A 17,590-nucleotide genomic window follows, 5' to 3' on the forward strand; every position below is an offset into this window, starting at 1 on the left:
GGGCGCGCCGGGGCGCTCAGAGATAGCCGCCGATCGCGGGCGGGGCGGTGGGCGCGGCCGGCGTGCCCGCCCGCAGCGCGTACAGCTCGGCGAGGGTCGCGCCCTGGGGCGGCACCCCCGCCGCCGTGCCCAGCCACCCGGTCGCCTCCCCGTAGGACAGCGGGCCCACCTCGATGCGGGCCAGGCAGCGACCCGGGCGGACCACCGCCGGGTGCAGCCGGGACAGGTCCTCGTTCGTGGTGATCGCGACGAGCACGTCGCGCCCCTGCCCGAGCAGCCCGTCGGTGAGGTTGAGCAGCCGGGACAGGGCCTGCCCGGCGGCCTGCTTCGCCTCGCCCCGGATCAGCTCGTCACAGTCCTCCAGGATGAGCAGCCGCCACCGGCGGCCCGTCCCCGGCTCGCCGTCCTCGTCCCCGACCGCCACCTCGGACAGGTACGCCGTGTCCGCGAAGAGCACGTCCGGGTCGAGCACGGCGTCGACCTGGCACCAGTCGCGCCACTGGCGGGCGAGGGCGCGCAGCGCGGTGGTCTTTCCCGTCCCGGGCGCCCCGTGCAGCAGCACCAGCCGGCCGGAGAGGCGCTCCGGGGTGGTCGCCATCAGCTCGTCGAGCGCGTCGCGTGCCGCGGCGGCGTAGTTCGGCCGGATCGCCGCCCACTCCGGCGCGGCGATGGAGCGTACGTCGCGCTGGCTGCCCCGGCGGGGGTTCTGGTGCCAGAAGCCGATCCGGCCGGCGCCCGGATCCTCCGGTTCGGCGGCGCCGTCGACGATCCGGTCCAGGGCCGGCCGGCCCACCTCCTCCGAGATCGCCGTGACCGTCACCTCCGCGCCGCGCCCCTTCCAGGTGACCACCCGGGCCGTCCAGCCGTCGCCGGCCAGCAGGCGGGACAGCTGGCGGTTCTCCACCGCCGTGCGGAGCAGTCGCCCGTCCGGGGCGGTCAGCGGCGCGTCGGGGCGCACCCGGGAGAGCCGGACGGTGTGCGACCACGGGTGGCGGCCGGTGACGAAGTCCGCCAGGACCAGCGCGTCGATGACGTCGCAGGGGGTGTCCGCGTCGTCGTACTGGAGCATCGAGGGAATGCCGGTGCCGGGCGCCTCGTCCGCTTCGGGGGTGGTTCGCATCCGTCGATGATCGCGAGCCGGGGCGCGCCCGTACAGTCCTTTACCCCGCCACGGCGTCGACCCGGTCGAGGAAGTGCTCGCGGGCGGCGGCGTACCGCTGCCGGATGGCGGGGACGGGGGCGGCGGCGTACTCCTCGGTGCCGTGGACGGACCACGTGGGGGGCGCCGCGCCGCCCAGGGCGACCCACGCGGCCTGGCGGGCGGCGCCGTCGGCGACGTACTCGCCGGGCGGCGGGACGACCACCGGCACGCCGAGGACCTGCGGCGCGATGCGGCGCACCGCCGCCGAGCGGGCGCCCCCGCCGACCAGGATCACCCGGCGCACGGCGGCGCCCTGGGCGGTGAGCGCGTCGAGGCCGTCGGCGAGGGCGCAGAGCAACCCCTCGACGGCGGCGCGCGCCAGGTGGGCGGCCGTCGAGGTGCGCAGGGTCAGCCCGTGCACGGCCCCGGACGCCAGTGGCCGGTCGGGCGTCCGCTCGCCCTCCAGATAGGGCACCATGACCAGCCCGTCCGCGCCGGCGGGGGCGGAGAGCGCCAGCCGGGCCAGCTCGTCCAGGTCGACCCGGAGCATCGCCGCCGCGGCGTCGAGCACCCGCGCGGCGTTGAGCGTGCAGACCAGGGGCAGGAAGCGGCCGGTGGCGTCGGCGAAGCCGGCGACCGTGCCGCTCGGGTCGGCGGCCGGGGCGTCGGCGACGCTGAACACGGTGCCGGAGGTGCCGATCGAGACGACGACGTCGCCCGGGCCCGCGCCGACGCCGAGCGCGGCGGCGGCGTTGTCCCCGGTGCCGGGGCCGAGCACCGCCCCACCGGCGGGCAGGCCCGGCAGGGCGTCGGGGCGTACGGCGCCCGCCGGCTCCGCCGGGCCGAGCACGGTCGGCACGTGCGGGCGCCGGCCGAACGCCCGCTCCAGCAGGTCGAGGCGGTAGTCGCCGGTGGCCGGGGACCAGTAGCCGGTGCCGCTGGCGTCGCCCCGGTCGGTGCGCAGCGCTGGCAGGCCCGGCGCGCCCGCCAGCCGCCAGGTCAGCCAGTCGTGCGGCAGGCAGACCGCCGCCACCCGGGCCGCGTGTGCCGGCTCGTGCCGGGCCAGCCAGCGCAGCTTGGTGACGGTGAAGCTGGCGACCGGCACGCTGCCCACCGCGTCGGCCCAGAAGCGGCGGCCGGCCTCCCCGCCGCCGGCCTCCTCGACCAGCTCGGCGGCGGCCCCGGCGGAACGGGTGTCGTTCCACAGCAGCGCCGGCCGGACCACGTCGCCCGCCTCGTCGAGGCACACCATGCCGTGCTGCTGGCCGGCGACGGAGACCGCCGCCACGTCGGCCAGCCCGCCGGCGGCGCCGACCGCCGCGCCCAGCGCGGTCCACCACGCCGCCGGGTCGACCTCGGTGCCGTCCGGGTGCGGCGCCCGGCCCTGCCGGAGCAGGGCGCCGGTCTCCGCGTCCCGGACGACGACCTTGCAGGACTGGGTCGAGGAGTCGACCCCCGCGACGATCGGCATCTCCGGCGGCCTCAGCGGGCGCCGAGCAGGTGCTCGACGGCGAGCTGGTTGAGCCGGACGAAACCGAAGCCCTTCGCGGCGGCCCCGTCGACGTCGAACTCCTCGAACGCGGAGCGGTCGGCGAGCAGGTCGGCGTAGCCCTCGCCCGGCGCCAGCGTCGGCGTGCCCAGGTCGGCGACCCGGCTCGCGGCCAGCGCCTCGGCGACCTCCGGGTCCGCCCGGAACGCCGCCGCCCGTTCCTTGAGCAGCAGGTAGGTGCGCATGTTCGCCTCCGCCGACGCCCAGACGCCGGTCATGTCCTCGGTGCGCGAGGGCTTGTAGTCGAAGTGCCGGGGGCCGTCGTAGGCGGGCCCGCCGCCGGGGCCGCCGTGCTCCAGCAGGTCGACCAGGGCGAACGCGTTCAGCAGGTCGCCGTGGCCGAAGACGAGGTCCTGGTCGTACTTGACGCCGCGCTGGCCGTTGAGGTCGATGTGGAACAGCTTGCCCTGCCAGAGCGCCTGGGCGATGCCGTGGGCGAAGTTCAGGCCGGCCATCTGCTCGTGCCCCACCTCCGGGTTGAGCCCGACCAGCTCGGGGCGGGCCAGGGTGGAGATGAAGGCCAGGGCGTGCCCGACGGTGGGCAGGAGGATGTCGCCGCGCGGCTCGTTCGGCTTGGGCTCGATGGCGAAGCGCAGGTCGTAGCCGGAGTCGACGACGTACTGGCAGAGCAGGTCGACGGCCTCCCGGTAGCGGTCCAGCGCGGCCCGGACGTCCTTGGCGAGGTCGTACTCGGCGCCCTCCCGGCCGCCCCACATCACGAAGGTGCGGGCGCCCAGCTCGGCGGCGAGGTCGACGTTGCGCAGCACCTTGCGCAGCGCGTAGCGCCGGACGTCGCGGTCGTTGCTGGTGAAGCCGCCGTCCTTGAAGACCGGGTGGGTGAAGAGGTTGGTGGTCACCATCGGGACCGCCAGGCCGGTCTCGTCGAGCGCCTTGCGGAAGCGGGCCACGTGCTGGTCGCGGGTGGCGGCGTCCGCGCCGAAGGGCACCAGGTCGTCGTCGTGGAACGTGATCCCGTACGCGCCGAGTTCGGCGAGCCGGTGCACCGCCTCGACCGGGTCCAGCTCGGGGCGGGTGGCGTCGCCGAACGGGTCGCGGGCCTGCCAGCCCACCGTCCAGAGGCCGAAGGAGAACTTGTCGGCGGGGGTGGGACGGGGTGCCATGGCAGACCTCCGAGGTGTCGTCCGCTATTTGTTCAGTGGTTGAATTATTTGGCGGGCCTGTGGCAGTGTCAAGGGGTGACCCGACCCGACGCCCCGCCCGGACCGGTGCGGCAGGGCAGCCTGCGCGAGTGGAACCTCGCCGTGGTGCTCGGCCGGATCGCCGCCGCCGACCGCCCGCCCTCCCGGGCCGAGCTGGCCGCCGGCACCGGCCTCACCCGGGCCACCGTCTCGGCCGTGGTGGAGAACCTGCTCGCCGGCCGGTTGGTCGCCGAGTCGGAGCCGACGCCCCGGACCGGCGCGGGACGGCCCTCACGGGGCCTGGTGCTCGCCACGGACGGCCCGGCCGGGCTCGGCCTGGAGGTCAACGTCGACTACCTGGCCGCCTGCGTGGTCGACCTCGCCGGCCGGGTCCGCCACCACACCGTGCACCGCGCCGACCTGCGGCCCGTCTCCCCCGCCGAGGCGCTCGCCCGGCTGGCCGACCTGGCCGCCCGCGCCCGCGCCGACGCCGCCCGCGAGGGGCTCACCCTGGCCGGCGCCGCCCTCGCGGTGCCCGGCCTGGTCGACGACGCCGGCCTGGTCCGTCTCGCCCCGAACCTCGGCTGGCGCGACGTGCCCGTCCCCGCGCTGCTCGCCGAGGGGCCGCCGCTGACCGCGCACGTCGACGGCGTACCGCCGCTGGTGGTCGACAACGAGGCCAACCTCGCCGCGCTGGGCGAGCTGCACGCCGGGCCGGCGGGTCGGGCCAGCTTCCTGCACATCTCCGGCGAGGTCGGCATCGGCGCCGGGATCGTGCTCGACGGAGCCCTGTTCCGGGGCGCACGCGGCTGGAGCGGGGAGATCGGTCACCTCTCGATCCGGCCCGACGGCCCGCCCTGCCGGTGCGGCGGGCGGGGCTGCCTGGAGACGTACACCGGTCAGGAGGCGATCCTCGCCGCGGCCGGCCTCGCCGGCGCGGACCTGCCGGCGGACACCGCGACGACCCGGCTGGCCGAGCTGGCCGGGGCCGGCGACCCGGGCGCGCTGCGGGCCCTGGCCGAGGCCGGCACCGCCCTGGGGGTCGCCGTCGCCGGCGTGGTGAACCTGCTGGACCTGGACACCGTGGTGCTCGGCGGCGGGTACGCCCCGCTGGCGCCGTGGCTGCGCCCGCCGGTGCTCGCCGAGATCTCCCGGCGGGTGCTCACCGCGGCCTGGTCGCCGGTCACCGTCCGCCCGGCGTCCCTCGGCGCCGCCGCCGCGGCCGTCGGCGGGGCCGGCTCGGTGGTACGCCGCATCCTGGCGCGCCCGGCCGGCTGGCTGGCCCGGGCGGCCTGAGCCGGATTCCCCCGGGGGCGGCGTCGCCCCGCCTCGGTACGCTTGTCCCGAGGCAACAACCCCCATCCGAGGAGAGCACGACCAGCATGCGCACAGGTCGACCGACCGGGGCGCCCGGCGAGCGGCGGTGACCACCGTTCCCGGGGGCGGTGGCACGCGCCCGGCCGACGGCGGGCAGCCCGCCCGCTTCCGCTCCGGCCTCTCCCCCGACCCCGCGCGCCCGGTCGACTCCCGGCTGACCCGGGAGGTGCTCGACGGGCTCACCGAGGCGGTCGTGACGGCCGACCGGGCGGGGCTGGTGACCCTGGTCAACGCGATGGCGACCGCCCTCCTCCCCGAGCTCGTGCCCGGCACCGACCTGCGCACCTGTCCGATACCAGCCATGGCCCGGTCGGTGAGGGCCGGGGCGGACAGCTTCGACGCCGAACACGGCGGTCGCCGGCTGCGGGGCGTACGACGCGACCTGGCCGACGGGCGGCACGCCTGGTACGTGCGGGACGTCACCGAGGAACACGCGCGCACCGAGGCGCTCGGCGTCGAGCGGTCCCGGACGACGTTCCTCGCCCAGGCCGGCAGCCGCCTCGGGCTGTCGCTCCAGCGCGAGCAGACGCTGCGGACCGCCACGACCCTGCCCGTCCCCTACCTGGCCGACCTGGCCATGGTGGTCCACCTGCCGCCCCCGCCCGCCGAGGGCCAGCCGCACTGGATCCGGTACGACGGGGTCGATCCCGCCCCGGCGACCGGGCTGGCGACCTGGTCGCTGACCGGCTCGCTGCCCGGCCTGGCCGAGGCGCTGGCCGGGCACGCGGCCAACCCGGCCCCGTGGCCGGATCAGGAGACGGCCGGCCTGTCCTCCGTGCTTCCGCCCGGCTTCGGCCGGCCCGGCACCGTGCTGGTCAGCCCCATGCGGGGCGCCGGACGCACCACCGGAGCCCTGGTGCTGGTCCGTCGTGCCGGGCGGGCCGGCTTCGCCGGGCGCGACGTCGAGCTGGCCCGGGAGTTCGCCGCCCGCGCGGGCGCGGCCCTCGGCGCCGCCGAACTCTACGGCGAACAGGTCCACCTGGCGCGGGTGTTGCAGAACAGCCTGCTCCCGCCCGACCTGCCGGCCGTGCCGGGCGCCACCCTCGCCGGCGGGTACCGGGCGGCCGGGGACCGGCTGCGCATCGGCGGCGACTTCTACGACGTCTTCCCCATCCCGGGAGGCGCGATCTTCGCCCTCGGGGACGTGGCCGGCAAGGGCGTCGGCGCGGCCGTCCTCACCGGGCGGGTCCGCCAGTCCCTGCGGACCCTGCGCCTGGTCGAGCAACGGCCGCTGGAGTTGATGCGGCTGCTCGACCAGGCGCTTCTCGACTCCCCGGACGCGGCCCGCCGCAGCCAGTTCACCACCCTGCTGCTCGGCACCCTCCACGCCGCGCCCGGCGGCGGGTGCACCGTCCGGATCGCCGGCGGCGGCCACCCGTCCCCGCTGCTGGTCCGGGCCGACGGTGAGGTCGCCCCGGTCGCGGTCGGCGGGATGCCGGTGGGCGCGCTGGCCACCGCCCGGTTCGCCGAGGCGGAGCTGTGCCTCGGCCCCGGCGAGCTGCTGCTCGCGTACACCGACGGGGTCGTGGAGGCGCGCGGCGGCCCCGGCGGCCAGGAGATGTTCGGCGAGGAGCGGCTGCGCGCGGCGCTGGCCTCGGCCGCCGGGTTGGCCCCGGCCGCGCTGGTCGACCGGCTCCTCGACGCCGTCGACGAGTGGCTCGACGGGCAGAGCCAGGACGACATCGCGATGTTGGCCGTCGCGGCGGCAGCGCCCTGACCGGCCGAACCGTCGCAGCCGGCTGTCCGCCGGCCGCGCCCGATCCTTCGGCGAACCCCGTCGACGCGGGGAACCCGTGTGCCCGCTCCGGCCGGGTCAGGCCGTCCTGGCCACCCGCGGCCCGTTCCCCGGCTGCTCCTGCGCCGGTAGGCCGACCGGGCGCTCCCGCGGCACCGCCGGCCAGGGGCCGGCCGCCTCGACGGACTGCACGGAGGCGTTCCGGTGCCGTGCCGCCTCGTCGAACTCCCGCATGCCCCGCAGGAGAGCCTGCCGCCCCTCGGCGGTCATGTCGGCGAGGATCGCCGCGAGCTGCTGGCGCCGGTCGTCCCGCAGCTCGGCGAGGAGCCGGCGGGACTCCGGGGTCAGGTGCAGCGAGATCTCCCGCCGGTCGAAGCGGCCGGGCTCCCGTTCCAGCATGCCCGCCGCCACCAGGCGGTCGCAGAGCCGGCTGGCGGAGGAGAGCAGCATGTCGAGCCCGGTGGCCAGGCCGCGGAGGTTGATCCCCTCGTGCTGCTCGACCAGCATGATCGCGCGCAACTGCGCGCCGGAGACGCGACTGGTCGTCCGCTCCCGCGCGGCCTCCCAGACCGTCAGCAGGGCGTCGGCCACCGCGTCGAGCTCGACGGCCATACTCGTCTCGGGTCCGGAGGGACCGTGCACATCCGCCATGGTGGGCCCGAGACTACTCCGAATCCCCAAGTCTGGGCTCGTGACGAGGGAGCGATGATGAGCGAACCGGTCAACCGGGCACGGCAGGTCCTCAACGAGGCGCCCGCCGACCTGCTGCTGGACCGGATCGCCGACGTCCTGGCCGCGGACTACGGGATCGCCCGGGTGGAACTGCTCCAGGTCGACTACCGGCTGGCGGCGCTGCTGCCGCTCGTCGGGGACGAGCCCGTCACCGCGCCGGGGCACCCCGCCTGGCGCTGCTTCGACCACCAGGCCCCGATCGTCGCCGACGACACCGGATACCTCCCGGTGTCCATGCGCGGGGAACGCCGCGGCGTGCTGGTCGTGACCCCCGTGCCGGCCCGGCCGGCCGCGCTCGACGAGCTGACGGAGATCGCCACCACGCTCGCCCACGAGATCGCCGCGGTCACCCCGGGCACGGACGTGTACCGGTCCGCACGGCGTAGCAGGCGGCTCACCCTCGCCGCCGAGATGCAGTGGGAGATGCTCCCGGGCCGCAGCCGGACCCGCCCGTCGTTCAGCCTCGCCGGACAGCTGGAACCGGCGTACGCGGTGCGCGGCGACAGCTTCGACTGGTCCGACGACGGCAGCCGGGTCTGGTTGGCGACCATCAACGGCACGGGCGAGGGGGTGGCCGCCGCGATGCTCACCTCGCTCGCCACCCACGCGCTGCGCAACGCCCGCCGGTCCGGGCTCAGCCTCGCCGACCAGGCGGCCCTCGCCGACCAGGCGGTCTACGACCTGCACCGGGGAGACCAGCACCTCGCGGTGCTGCTGATGGAGCTGGACCTGCGCTCGGGGCTGCTCACCGTGGTCGACGCCGGGTCGCCCCGCCTCGTGCTGCTGCGCGACGGGCAGGTCCGGGAGCTGCCGCTGGAGGCGCAGTTCCCGCTCGGCATGTTCGAGGCCACCGACTACCGGGAGCAGCACTTCGAGCTGTGCCGCGACGATCGGCTCTTCGTGGTCAGCGACGGCGTCATCGAGGCCACCGGGCAGGACGTCCGGTACGGCGAGACCGCGCTCGACCGGTTCCTGCGCCGGACCGGACCGATGGAGCCGCTGGACGCCGTCCGCTCGCTGATCGGCGACCTGCGCGCGTTCGTCGCCGGCGACCTGACCGACGACGCGGTGGTGGTGTGCCTGGACTGGACGGGCCCGCAGGACTGAGCGGCCGGCCGCTCAGTACGCCCCACGGCTGTTGACCACCGCGCCGAAGGTCTTCCAGAGGATCGTCAGGTCGGCCGCGAGTGACCAGTTCTCCACGTAGTAGAGGTCGAGCCGGATGCCGTCCTCCCAGCTCAGGTCGGATCGGCCGCTCACCTGCCAGAGCCCGGTCATGCCCGGCTTGACCAGCAACCGGCGGGCCACGTCGCCGTCGTAGCGGGCCACCTCCGAGGGCAGCGGCGGTCGGGGGCCGACCAGGCTCATGTCCCCGAGCAGGACGTTGACCAGCTGCGGCAGCTCGTCCAGCGACCACTTGCGCAGCAGCCGCCCGATGCGGGTCACCCGCGGGTCGTCGCGCATCTTGAACATCAGGCCGTCGGTCTCGTTGCGGACGGCCAGCGCGGCCAGCAGGGCGTCGGCGTTTACCACCATGGTGCGGAACTTGTAGACGCCGAACTCCCGCCCGCCCTGCCCGACCCGGGTCTGCCGGAACAGCACCGGCCCACGGCTGTCGACCTTGATCGCCAGCGCGACGACGGCCAGCAACGGCAGCAGCAGCGTGAGGGCGACCGACGAGACGGCCCGGTCGACGAAGCCCTTGACCAGCTTGCGGGCCCCGCGGAACTCGGGCGCCTCGACGTGGATCAGCGGCAGGCCGGCGACCGGCCGGGTGTGGATGCGCGGGCCGGCGACGTCGGTCAGCGCCGGGGCCACCACCAGGTCGATGCCGGTGCCCTCCAACTGCCAGCCCAGCCGGCGCAGGCGGGTGGCGGTCAGCTCGCCGGAGGCGGTCACCGCGACGGTGTCCGCGCCGATGGCGGTGGCCGCCTCGGGGATGCCCCGGAACGAGCCGACCACCGGCACGTCGCCCAGCCGCTGCGCGACCGGGGCGAGCAGCGCGTCCGGGATGCAGGCCCCGACCACCTGGTAGCCCGCGTACGGCTCGCGCCGCAGGGTGTGCACCAACTCCAGCACGTGCGCGGTGTCGCCGACCACCAGCACCTTGCGCGACCAGCCGGCGCCCTCGGAACGCGCCCGGTGCAGCCGCTTGCGGGCGGCGAACCGGGCCACCTCCAGGCCGAGCATGCCGACGGCGAACGAGATGCCGAGGAATCCCCGGGAGACGCCCACGTCGGCGATGTAGCCGGCGATCGCGATGCCGCCGGCGAGGCGCAGGCTGGCGGTGCCGACCCGCCGGTACTCGTCGGCGCCGTAGCCGAGGACGCGGTCGTCGTAGCAGCGCAGCACCCGCAGCGAGACCAGCCAGGCGAGGACCAGCCCGGGGGCGACCAGAACGTACGGGATCTTCGATCCGCCGGGGGCGTCGTCGCCGAACCGGGCGACGTACCCGACGAGCACGGCGAGGGTCAGGACGGTGGTGTCCAGCACCACCAGGGAGCGGACGTAGGCACGCTCGCGGGTGCGGGCCGGCCCTGGCCGCGGTTCGTCCGGTCTCGACGACGTGCTGGCGGGGGTCAACAGCGTCGCTGAGGTCACCGGCCCTCCCCACTTCGGTCGCCGACGGCCCGTACGCCGGGCCCGGGTCGCGGGCCGGCCGTAGGGGCACCAGGACATCGTGCCCCGACAACCCCGCTCGCCGATTGCTTCGGACGCATTACCGTCACTACTTTCCCCGAGGAACCCCTTGCGGGGAAAGGGCCCACGGCACCGGATCCCGTGCGGCGGGTTCGCCCCGCGCTGCGTTGCGGCTCAGGCCGGGGCCTTGCGCAGCGCGATCGCCTTGAGGAAGATGTCGCCGATCTTGGTCGGGTCCTCGGTGACGAAGGCGCCTCCGCCGGTGACGTCGGTGATCGACTTCAGCTCGGCCTTGCTCACGTCGCTGCCGATACCGATGATCACGACCTGCACCGGCCGCTCCGGGTCCTTGAGCTTGTTCAGCTCGGCCAGCAGCTTCTGCTGCGTGATGCCGTCGGAGTCCTCGTTCTTGCCGTCGGTGAACAGCACGATCGAGTTGACCCGGCCGGGCTCCCAGTTGTCCTGCACCTCTTGGTACGCCGCCAGCACGGTGTCGTAGAGGCCGGTGTCACCATTCGACGAGCGGATCGAGCCCAGGGACTGCTCCAGCTTGCCGCGCTGGCGGGACAGCGGCCCGATGGTGAGCAGTTCCCGATGGTCGCGGGCGCCCACCAGCTGCGTGGAGAACGTCCAGAGACCGATCGACCAGGAGTCGTCGAAGAGGTTCAGCCCGCGCCGGGCCGCCTCGACGGTGACCTGCTGCCGGGTCGCGTTGCCGGCGTTGGCCACCTTCTCCTTCATCGACCCGGAGACGTCGATGACGGCGAGCATCCGGCCGGACTGGGTGGCGATCGACCAGCTGGAGACGGCGCGCTCCATGGCCTGCGGGTCGAGCCCGCCCGGAGCCGATCCGCCGCCGTTGGCCGGCGGGGCGGGAGCGCCGCCGGCCGGGCTGGGCGCGCCCTGCGGCGCGTCGAAGCCCGCGCCCCAGTTGCCGTCCGGCGCGCGCAGCGACCGGCTCGCCAACTGGTCACGGAAGTCGTCGGTGACGAGCACCTCGTAGAGCACCCTCGCCGCCGCCGCCTTGGCCGGCTCGATGCCGGGCAGCACCGCGTACGGGTAGTCCAGCGGCGCGGGCGCCGGCTCCAGGTAGAGCGCGGCCAGCGGCACCGGCGGCTTCTTGCTGTTGTACTGGATCACGTCCTCTTCCGAGAGCGCCGCCGCACCCAGGCTGCTCGCGATCGTCGTGGGATCCGAGGCGGTGGGGAACCGGGCGAGCAGGTCCGGCCGCAGCGCCGAGCGGTCGGTGGCGAGCGCCCGCAGCGCGGCCACCTTCTCCTTCTCCGCGTCGGGGCCGCCGGAGGCGCTGGCGGCGGCCGTCAGCGAGAGCAGGCCGGACAGGCCGGCGGCGTCGCGGGTCGGCTCGACGATCCCGGTGCGCAACGGCTTGTCGCTCTGCACCTGCTGCAGGAGCTGGGTCCAGCTGAACTTCTTCTGCGGCCAGCCGAGCCGCGTGGCGATCGGCACCGGCATCGCCACGACCACCGGGCTGCGGGCGATGGACGCCCCGTTGCCCGGCTCGAAGGCGGTGGCGCCACCGGTCTTGAGCCGCAGCAGCCACGTGGAGGAGTCGGGCACCCAGACGTCCGGGCTGACCGAGGTGCCGCTGGCCTGCCCCACGCCGGCCAGGGTGACGCCGTGCTTGGCGGCGACCGTCGCGGCCACGTCGACCGGATCGGACGCCGTGACGTTCACCGCGATGCAGGTGCCGCCCACCGCGGCACCGTCCTTCACCCACCGCGCGGCGGCGGCGTCGACCGCCGGGGCGAGCTCGGCCGCGACGGCGACGGACAGCTCGGTACGGCCCGAGCAGTTCGGTTGCGCCAGCTGCTGGTAGCCGAACCAGCCGCCGGCCGTGACGGCGAGGACGCCCACGGCAGCGGCGGCGGTGGCTGCGTGGAAATTCGTACGCATGCGATGGCGGCCTGCTGACACGGTGACCATCTTGCGGACCTGTCGGGACGACTGCCACGGGCCGTTCGGACGAAAGTTACGCAGAAGAAATAGTTGATCACCGAATTGCTACGGTGCGTGGTTATGCCGCCCCGTGGCGTCGATGTCGCGGACATGTTGGCTGGTCAGGGCACCACACAGGTGGGGGACGTCACAGCCACCGGCTCCCCGACCGGAGCCGGGACACCGGTGCCCGCGTCCACCCGGAAGACCCGGATCATGTCGGCCCGCTCGTCGGCGACGTAGAGGTGCTCGCCGGCCAGGGCGAAGTGCCGCGGCCACTCCCCGCCCGTGTCCACCTCGGCGACCAGCTCCGGCAGCTCGCCGGCCACGGCGAAGACCGCGACGGTGCCCACTCCCCGGTTGGCGACGTAGAGGAAGCGTCCGTCCGGGCCGACCGCGATCTCCGACGGCTGGACGGGCCCGGTGCGGTCGCTGGCCTCGACGCGACCCCGCTGGTGCAGCGCGCCGTCGCCGGTCAGCTCGTAGGCGGTGACCGAACCGTCCAGCTCCCCCGCCACCCAGCAGCGCCGCCCGTCCGGGTGCCGGGCCAGGTGCCGGGGACCGACGCCGGCGGCCGTGCGCACCCGGGGTGCCCGGGGTACCAGCCGGCCGGAGACTGCGTCCAGGTCGTAGCGGTAGATCGAGTCGGTGCCCAGGTCGACCGCGAGCAGCGGGCCCTGGCCCGGGTCGGGGTTCACCATGTGGGCGTGCGCGCGTTCCTGGCGCTCCCGGTCCGGCCCGTGCCCCTCGTGCTGCACCAGGTCGCTGCGCTCGCCGGGGGCGCCGTCGGGGTCGAGCGGTAACACCGTCACGCTGCCGCCGCCGTAGTTGGCCACCACGAGGTGGCCGCCGTCCGGGACGACCGCCAGGTGGCAGGGCTCCGCGCCCCCGGTGGGCCGGGTGCCGAGCGGGGTCAGCTCGCCGTCGGCGCCGACGCGGAAGGCGCTGACCTGCCCGTCGGGCAGCTCGTTCACCGCGTAGAGGACGGGCAGCCGCGGGTGCCGAGCCAGGAAGGAGGGCGAGGGGGTGACCGCGACGGTGCCGAGCGGGGTCAGCTCACCGGAGACGGGGTCCCGCCGCGCCGCGACGATGCCGGCGGCCCGGCCCCCGCTGTGCGCCGTGTAGCCGCCGATGTGGACGATCTCGCCCTGACCTGTCACCGCGTCCGCCTTCCGCCGATTCCTCCGTCGATCCCACCAGCGTTCCCACTGGGCCGCTTGCTTAGCCCCGAAACCCCCACCGAATCGTGGCGGCCCGCCGGCAGACGCCCGCCGGGCCGCCGCCGGCTCAGGCCGCCGGGACGGGCTCGCCGCGCTGCCGGGCCACGTGCTCGACCAGCGCGATCAGCACCTCCTTGCCGGACTGCCGGTCCCGCGCGTCGCAGAGCACCAGCGGCACGTCGGGGTCGAGGTCCAGCGCCTGGCGTACGGACTCCAGGCTGAACCGGCGGCCGCCGTCGAAGCAGTTGACCCCCACGACGAACGGGACGCCCCGCTGCTCGAAGTAGTCGATCGACGGGAAGCAGTCGGCCAGTCGGCGGGTGTCGGCGAGCACCACGGCCCCGAGCGCGCCGAACGCCAGCTCGTCCCAGAGGAACCAGAACCGGTCCTGGCCCGGGGTGCCGAAGAGGTAGACCTGGAGGTCGTCGTTGATCGTGATCCGGCCGAAGTCCATCGCCACCGTGGTGGTCGACTTCGCCTCTACGCCGGAGAGGTCGTCGGTGCCGATGCCGGCACCGGTCAGCACCTCCTCGGTCTGCAACGGCCGGACCTCGCTGAGCGCGCTCACCAGCGTCGTCTTGCCGGCGCCGAACCCCCCGGCGATCAGGATCTTCAACGCGAGCGGGATCCGGGATTCGGATCCGGTCCGGTCATAGCGCACGGAGTCCACTGACCACCGCCTTGAGGATGTCGTCGTCGGGCAGGTATGCGGCGGCCGTCGGCTGGTGCACCGCGACCAGCCCGCGCGACAGCAGGTCGCCGAGGAGCACGCGGACCACGCCCACCGCGAGGTCGAGGTCGACCGCGAGCTCCGCGACGGGGACCGGTCGGGCGGCCAGCTCCACCAGGCGCCGGTGCTCGGGGTGCAGCTCCGGGTGGACGGTCGGGTCGGCGGCCGCCTCGGCCAGCACGTACGCGACCAGGTCGAAGCCGACCGCGCCCGAGCGGACCCGGCCGCCGGTGAGGGTGTAGGGCCGCACGACCGGGCCGGCGTCGTCGTCGAGCCACTCGTGCTGCGGCCCGGGCGAGTCAGCCCGCATCGGCGGTCCCCGCCGTCGTCCGGGCCGGGGCGCTGAGGTACTCCCCGACCCGGGTGACGAGCATCGCCATCTCGTACGCCACGAGGCCGATGTCCGCGTCCGCGTCGGCGACCACGGCCAGGCAGGCGCCCTGCCCGGCCGCGGTGACGAAGAGGTACGCGGACTCCATCTCCACCACGGTCTGCCGGACCGCCCCGCCGGCCACCTGCCGGCTCGCGCCCCGGGCCAGGCTGGAGAAGCCCGACGCCAGCGCGGACAGGTGCTCGGCGTCGGCACGGTCCATCCCGGCGGAGGCGCCCATCAGCAGCCCGTCCGCCGAGAGCACCACCGCCTGTCGGGCGGGCGGCACCCGTTCCACCAGCTCGTCGAGCAACCAGTCGAGATCGGCGCTCTGCCTAGTCGGATGCATCAGGCGTCCCTCTCAGTCGCGGTCCTGGGTTCGGTGTCCACCGGCTGCTCGGCCGGCGTCGGGTTCGGGTCCGCACTCGGCGGGTCGGCCGGCGTCGGGCTCGGGTCTGCACGAGGCGGGTCCGGCCGGTCGGTGGCGGGCGCGGCCTGTCGCGGGGTCGTCCCGGTGGCCGCCGCGCGGCCACGGGCGGTGCCGGCCTGGAGGGCGGACATGATCCGCCGTGCCTCCTCCGGGCTGCGCGGGGCGGGACTGGCGATCACCGGCTGCCGCAGCGTCGGGCCGTCCAGCGCGGACCGCCGCCCCGACGCGTCCCCGGCGGAGGAGTGCTCCCCGGTCGTGTCCGGGTGCCGGGGCCGGACCGCCGGAGGCCGGCGGCGTACCCGACGGGGCAGCCCGTCGATCTCCCCGACGGCCTCGACCGGGGCGGGACCGCCGGTATCCGCCCCACCCGGGGCCGAACCGGGGGCCGCGCCGGCCGGGGCCGGCCGCGCGGGGCCCGTGCCGGCGTGGGCGGAGCGGGAGGCGGCCGGAGCCCCGGTGGAGGGTGCCGTGGCGGGCCCGGTGGAGCGGGCCGGGCGGGGCAGCGTGCCCAGCCGGCTCGCCCGGGCGAGCCGCCGCTCCTCCGACGTCGAGGCGGGCCGGGGCGCCACCGGCGGGCCGCCGGTCGGGGGCAGGGAGGGCTCGTCGGTGACCAGGTCGGCGGGGATGAGCACCACAGCGGTCAGCCCGCCGCCGTCGGACGGGCGCAGCCGCACCCGGACCCCGTGCCGGGCGGCGAGGCGGGCCACCACGAAGTGTCCGAGGCGGGCGGTCTCGGAGGGCTCGAAGTCGGGCGAGCGGGCCAGCCGCCGGTTCGTGTCCTCCAGCGCGGCGGCGGACATGCCCAGGCCCCGGTCGGTGACCTCCACCGCGTAGCCGTTCGCCACGTGCTGCCCCGAGACCTCGACCCGGGTCTTCGGCGGCGAGAACGCGGTGGCGTTCTCGATCAGCTCGGCGAGCAGGTGGATCACGTCGCCGACGGCCCGCCCCAGCACGCCGGCGGGTGCCACGGTGGTGATGTCGACCCGGTCGTACGACTCGACCTCGGAGATCGCGCCCCGGACCAGGTCGACCGTCGCGACCGGGTTGCGCCAGCCGCGCCCGGGGGCCGCGCCGGCCAGGATGACCAGGTCCTCGGCGTGCCGCCGCAGCCGGGTGGCGAGGTGGTCGACGCGGAACAGCTCCGCCAGCTCGTCCGGGTCCTCGGTGTGCCGCTCCATCCGGTCGAGCAGCGCGAGCTGCCGGTGCACCAGCCCCTGGCTGCGCCGGGCGATGTTGAGGAACACCTCGTTGAGGCCCCGGCGCAGGGTCACCTCGTCGACGGCCGACTGCACGGCGGTGCGCTGCACCGCGGTGAACGCCCGCGCCACCTGGCCGATCTCGTCGCCGCCGTACTCCAGCGGGGGCGCCTCTCGGGCGACGTCGACCTGCTCGCCCCGGCGCAGCCGGGCCACCACGTCGGGCAGCCGGTGCTCGGCCGTCTCCAGCGCAGCCGTGCGTACGCCGGAGAGCCGGTGCGCGAGACTGCGGCCGACCCGCAGCGACACGAGGACCGAGACCACGACGGCGGCCAGGCCCAGCAGCCCGGCGGCGCCGAGGCGGACCAGGATGCGCACGGCCGACGGCACCGACCGCTCGGCGAGCCCGTCGGCCTGCGCCAGCTCGAACTCCCGCAGTGCCTGCTGCACCGCCTGGTAGTTCTCCTGCCAGGCCCTCGGGTCCACGGTCGGCCGGGTGGCGGAGCCGGCGCCCACCAGCTCGTCCTGCATCGCCCGCAGCCGGCCGAAGGTCGCCCCCTCGGTCAGCCGTTGGAACGCGGCGCGCTCGGCGTCCGGCAGGTCGGCGATCGCCGTCTCGGCGAGGAACCGCTGGTTGCCGACGGTCTGCACCAGCTGGAGGTGCTCGCCGTCGGCGAACCGGCCGGCGGTGAACGCCCCGGCGAGCAGGGCGTCGGTCTGCCCGAGCAGCTCCCGGGACCGGCCGAGCCCGGTGACGGCCAGGGCCTGCCGGTTGAGGTCCCGGTCGGGCAGGTTGGCCATCGCCGAGAACGCCTGGAAGGCCGAATTGATCATTCCGCTGTAGAGCCCGACCGCGCCGGCCCGGTCCACCGCCCGCCGGTCGATGAACCCCCGCCCGGCGGGCAGCGCGTCCAGCGCGGTGACCAGCTGGTCGAGCCGGGCGTCGAGGATGTCGTCGGCGGCGTCGCGCAACTCCTCCCCGCCGACCCGCCGGCGCAGCTCCGCGATCGCCCGGTCGGTCCGCTGCCGCTGCTCGGCGAGCCCCGGCGCGTCGCTCTCGCCCGCCAACTGCACCACCGAGAGCCGGCGTTCCCGTTGCAGCTCGGCCACCACCGTCTCGCCGGGACGGCCGAGGTCGTAGAGGAGCGTCCGGGCGGCGAGCAGGTCGAGGGCGGGCCCGAAGGTGAGCGTGGTGGCGAAGATCCAGAGTGCCAGCAGCGCGGTCACCGGCACGACGACCAATGCGGTCAGCTTCGAGCGGATCGGCCAGTCGCGGGTGTTCAATCAGACCTCGCCCGAAAGGTGTGGCTGCGGGGGCGCCGGCGCCGGCCGGGCAGCGTCGCGGTCGGACTGTTCCGGCCCGCGGTGCCGGGCA

At 75.7% G+C, this 17,590-nt stretch carries 14 protein-coding genes; 3 read left to right on the forward strand and 11 right to left on the reverse strand.

The window, feature by feature from the left end:
- Window positions 1-16: 16 nt before the first annotated feature.
- From OG989_RS00735 to xylA, 3 genes are read right to left on the reverse strand one after another with little or no spacing between them, the layout of a single operon-like run.
- Window positions 17-1,120 carry a DUF5925 domain-containing protein gene (locus tag OG989_RS00735; protein WP_327029404.1) on the reverse strand — a complete coding sequence of 368 codons (1,104 nt, stop codon included), beginning with the start codon at window positions 1,118-1,120 and terminating at the stop codon, window positions 17-19.
- Window positions 1,121-1,160: 40 nt separating this feature from the next.
- Complete coding sequence (xylB, locus tag OG989_RS00740; protein WP_327029405.1) at window positions 1,161-2,612, reverse strand: xylulokinase; 1,452 nt, start codon at window positions 2,610-2,612, stop codon at window positions 1,161-1,163.
- 11 nt (window positions 2,613-2,623) lie between these two features.
- Complete coding sequence (xylA, locus tag OG989_RS00745; RefSeq protein ID WP_327029406.1) at window positions 2,624-3,811, reverse strand: xylose isomerase; 1,188 nt, start codon at window positions 3,809-3,811, stop codon at window positions 2,624-2,626.
- Window positions 3,812-3,886: 75 nt separating this feature from the next.
- Between xylA and OG989_RS00750 the strand changes: the two genes are divergently transcribed.
- Complete coding sequence (locus tag OG989_RS00750) at window positions 3,887-5,125, forward strand: ROK family protein (protein WP_327029407.1); 1,239 nt, start codon at window positions 3,887-3,889, stop codon at window positions 5,123-5,125.
- A gap of 127 nt (window positions 5,126-5,252) precedes the next feature.
- Window positions 5,253-6,923, forward strand: a complete 1,671-nt coding sequence (locus OG989_RS00755; RefSeq protein ID WP_327029408.1) for a PP2C family protein-serine/threonine phosphatase — start codon at window positions 5,253-5,255, stop codon at window positions 6,921-6,923.
- 96 nt (window positions 6,924-7,019) lie between these two features.
- Here OG989_RS00755 and OG989_RS00760 read toward each other — a convergent pair whose 3' ends face one another.
- Window positions 7,020-7,553, reverse strand: coding sequence for a MarR family transcriptional regulator (locus OG989_RS00760; RefSeq protein ID WP_151453300.1), 534 nt, complete (start codon window positions 7,551-7,553; stop codon window positions 7,020-7,022).
- A 96-nt stretch (window positions 7,554-7,649) separates the two neighbouring features.
- Here OG989_RS00760 and OG989_RS00765 point away from each other — a divergent pair, with 96 nt between their 5' ends.
- The gene (locus OG989_RS00765) at window positions 7,650-8,780 is read left to right on the forward strand and encodes a PP2C family protein-serine/threonine phosphatase (protein WP_327029409.1); all 1,131 of its coding nucleotides are present in this window, start codon (window positions 7,650-7,652) and stop codon (window positions 8,778-8,780) included.
- Window positions 8,781-8,792: 12 nt separating this feature from the next.
- On the opposite strand, the gene OG989_RS00770 is transcribed toward OG989_RS00765, so the two are convergent.
- The 7 genes from OG989_RS00770 to OG989_RS00800 all read right to left on the reverse strand — a co-directional run bounded on the left by OG989_RS00770 (window position 8,793) and on the right by OG989_RS00800 (window position 17,499).
- On the reverse strand, window positions 8,793-10,274 hold the full coding sequence (locus tag OG989_RS00770; protein ID WP_151453302.1) for a sugar transferase: 1,482 nt from the start codon (window positions 10,272-10,274) through the stop codon (window positions 8,793-8,795).
- Window positions 10,275-10,487: 213 nt separating this feature from the next.
- On the reverse strand, window positions 10,488-12,248 hold the full coding sequence (locus OG989_RS00775; RefSeq protein WP_151453303.1) for a VWA domain-containing protein: 1,761 nt from the start codon (window positions 12,246-12,248) through the stop codon (window positions 10,488-10,490).
- 143 nt (window positions 12,249-12,391) lie between these two features.
- On the reverse strand, window positions 12,392-13,429 hold the full coding sequence (locus OG989_RS00780) for a lactonase family protein (protein WP_327029410.1): 1,038 nt from the start codon (window positions 13,427-13,429) through the stop codon (window positions 12,392-12,394).
- Window positions 13,430-13,556: 127 nt separating this feature from the next.
- Entirely contained in the window at window positions 13,557-14,159 is a 603-nt protein-coding gene (locus OG989_RS00785; RefSeq protein WP_151453305.1) for a GTP-binding protein, read from the reverse strand.
- Window positions 14,140-14,529 carry a DUF742 domain-containing protein gene (locus OG989_RS00790; protein ID WP_151453306.1) on the reverse strand — a complete coding sequence of 130 codons (390 nt, stop codon included), beginning with the start codon at window positions 14,527-14,529 and terminating at the stop codon, window positions 14,140-14,142. The genes OG989_RS00785 and OG989_RS00790 overlap by 20 nt, the downstream gene beginning before the upstream one ends.
- Window positions 14,519-14,938 (reverse strand): roadblock/LC7 domain-containing protein, encoded by a 420-nt coding sequence (locus OG989_RS00795; protein WP_151453307.1) that lies wholly within the window; start codon window positions 14,936-14,938, stop codon window positions 14,519-14,521. The genes OG989_RS00790 and OG989_RS00795 overlap by 11 nt, the downstream gene beginning before the upstream one ends.
- Entirely contained in the window at window positions 14,938-17,499 is a 2,562-nt protein-coding gene (locus OG989_RS00800; RefSeq protein WP_327029411.1) for a sensor histidine kinase, read from the reverse strand. Before OG989_RS00800 ends, OG989_RS00795 begins: the two co-directional genes overlap by 1 nt.
- Window positions 17,500-17,590: the final 91 nt, after the last annotated feature.

Source organism: Micromonospora sp. NBC_01740, from assembly GCF_035920365.1.
In the GTDB taxonomy this organism is placed as follows: Bacteria; Actinomycetota; Actinomycetes; order Mycobacteriales; family Micromonosporaceae; genus Micromonospora; species Micromonospora reichwaldensis.

Coding starts and splice junctions, on each gene's coding strand:
- OG989_RS00735 (WP_327029404.1), bottom strand. CDS start 1,120: ATGCGAACCACCCCCGAAGCGGACGAGGCGCCCGGCACCGGCATTCCC.
- xylB (WP_327029405.1), bottom strand. CDS start 2,612: ATGCCGATCGTCGCGGGGGTCGACTCCTCGACCCAGTCCTGCAAGGTC.
- xylA (WP_327029406.1), bottom strand. CDS start 3,811: ATGGCACCCCGTCCCACCCCCGCCGACAAGTTCTCCTTCGGCCTCTGG.
- OG989_RS00760 (WP_151453300.1), bottom strand. CDS start 7,553: ATGGCCGTCGAGCTCGACGCGGTGGCCGACGCCCTGCTGACGGTCTGG.
- OG989_RS00765 (WP_327029409.1), top strand. CDS start 7,650: ATGAGCGAACCGGTCAACCGGGCACGGCAGGTCCTCAACGAGGCGCCC.
- OG989_RS00790 (WP_151453306.1), bottom strand. CDS start 14,529: ATGCGGGCTGACTCGCCCGGGCCGCAGCACGAGTGGCTCGACGACGAC.
- OG989_RS00795 (WP_151453307.1), bottom strand. CDS start 14,938: ATGCATCCGACTAGGCAGAGCGCCGATCTCGACTGGTTGCTCGACGAG.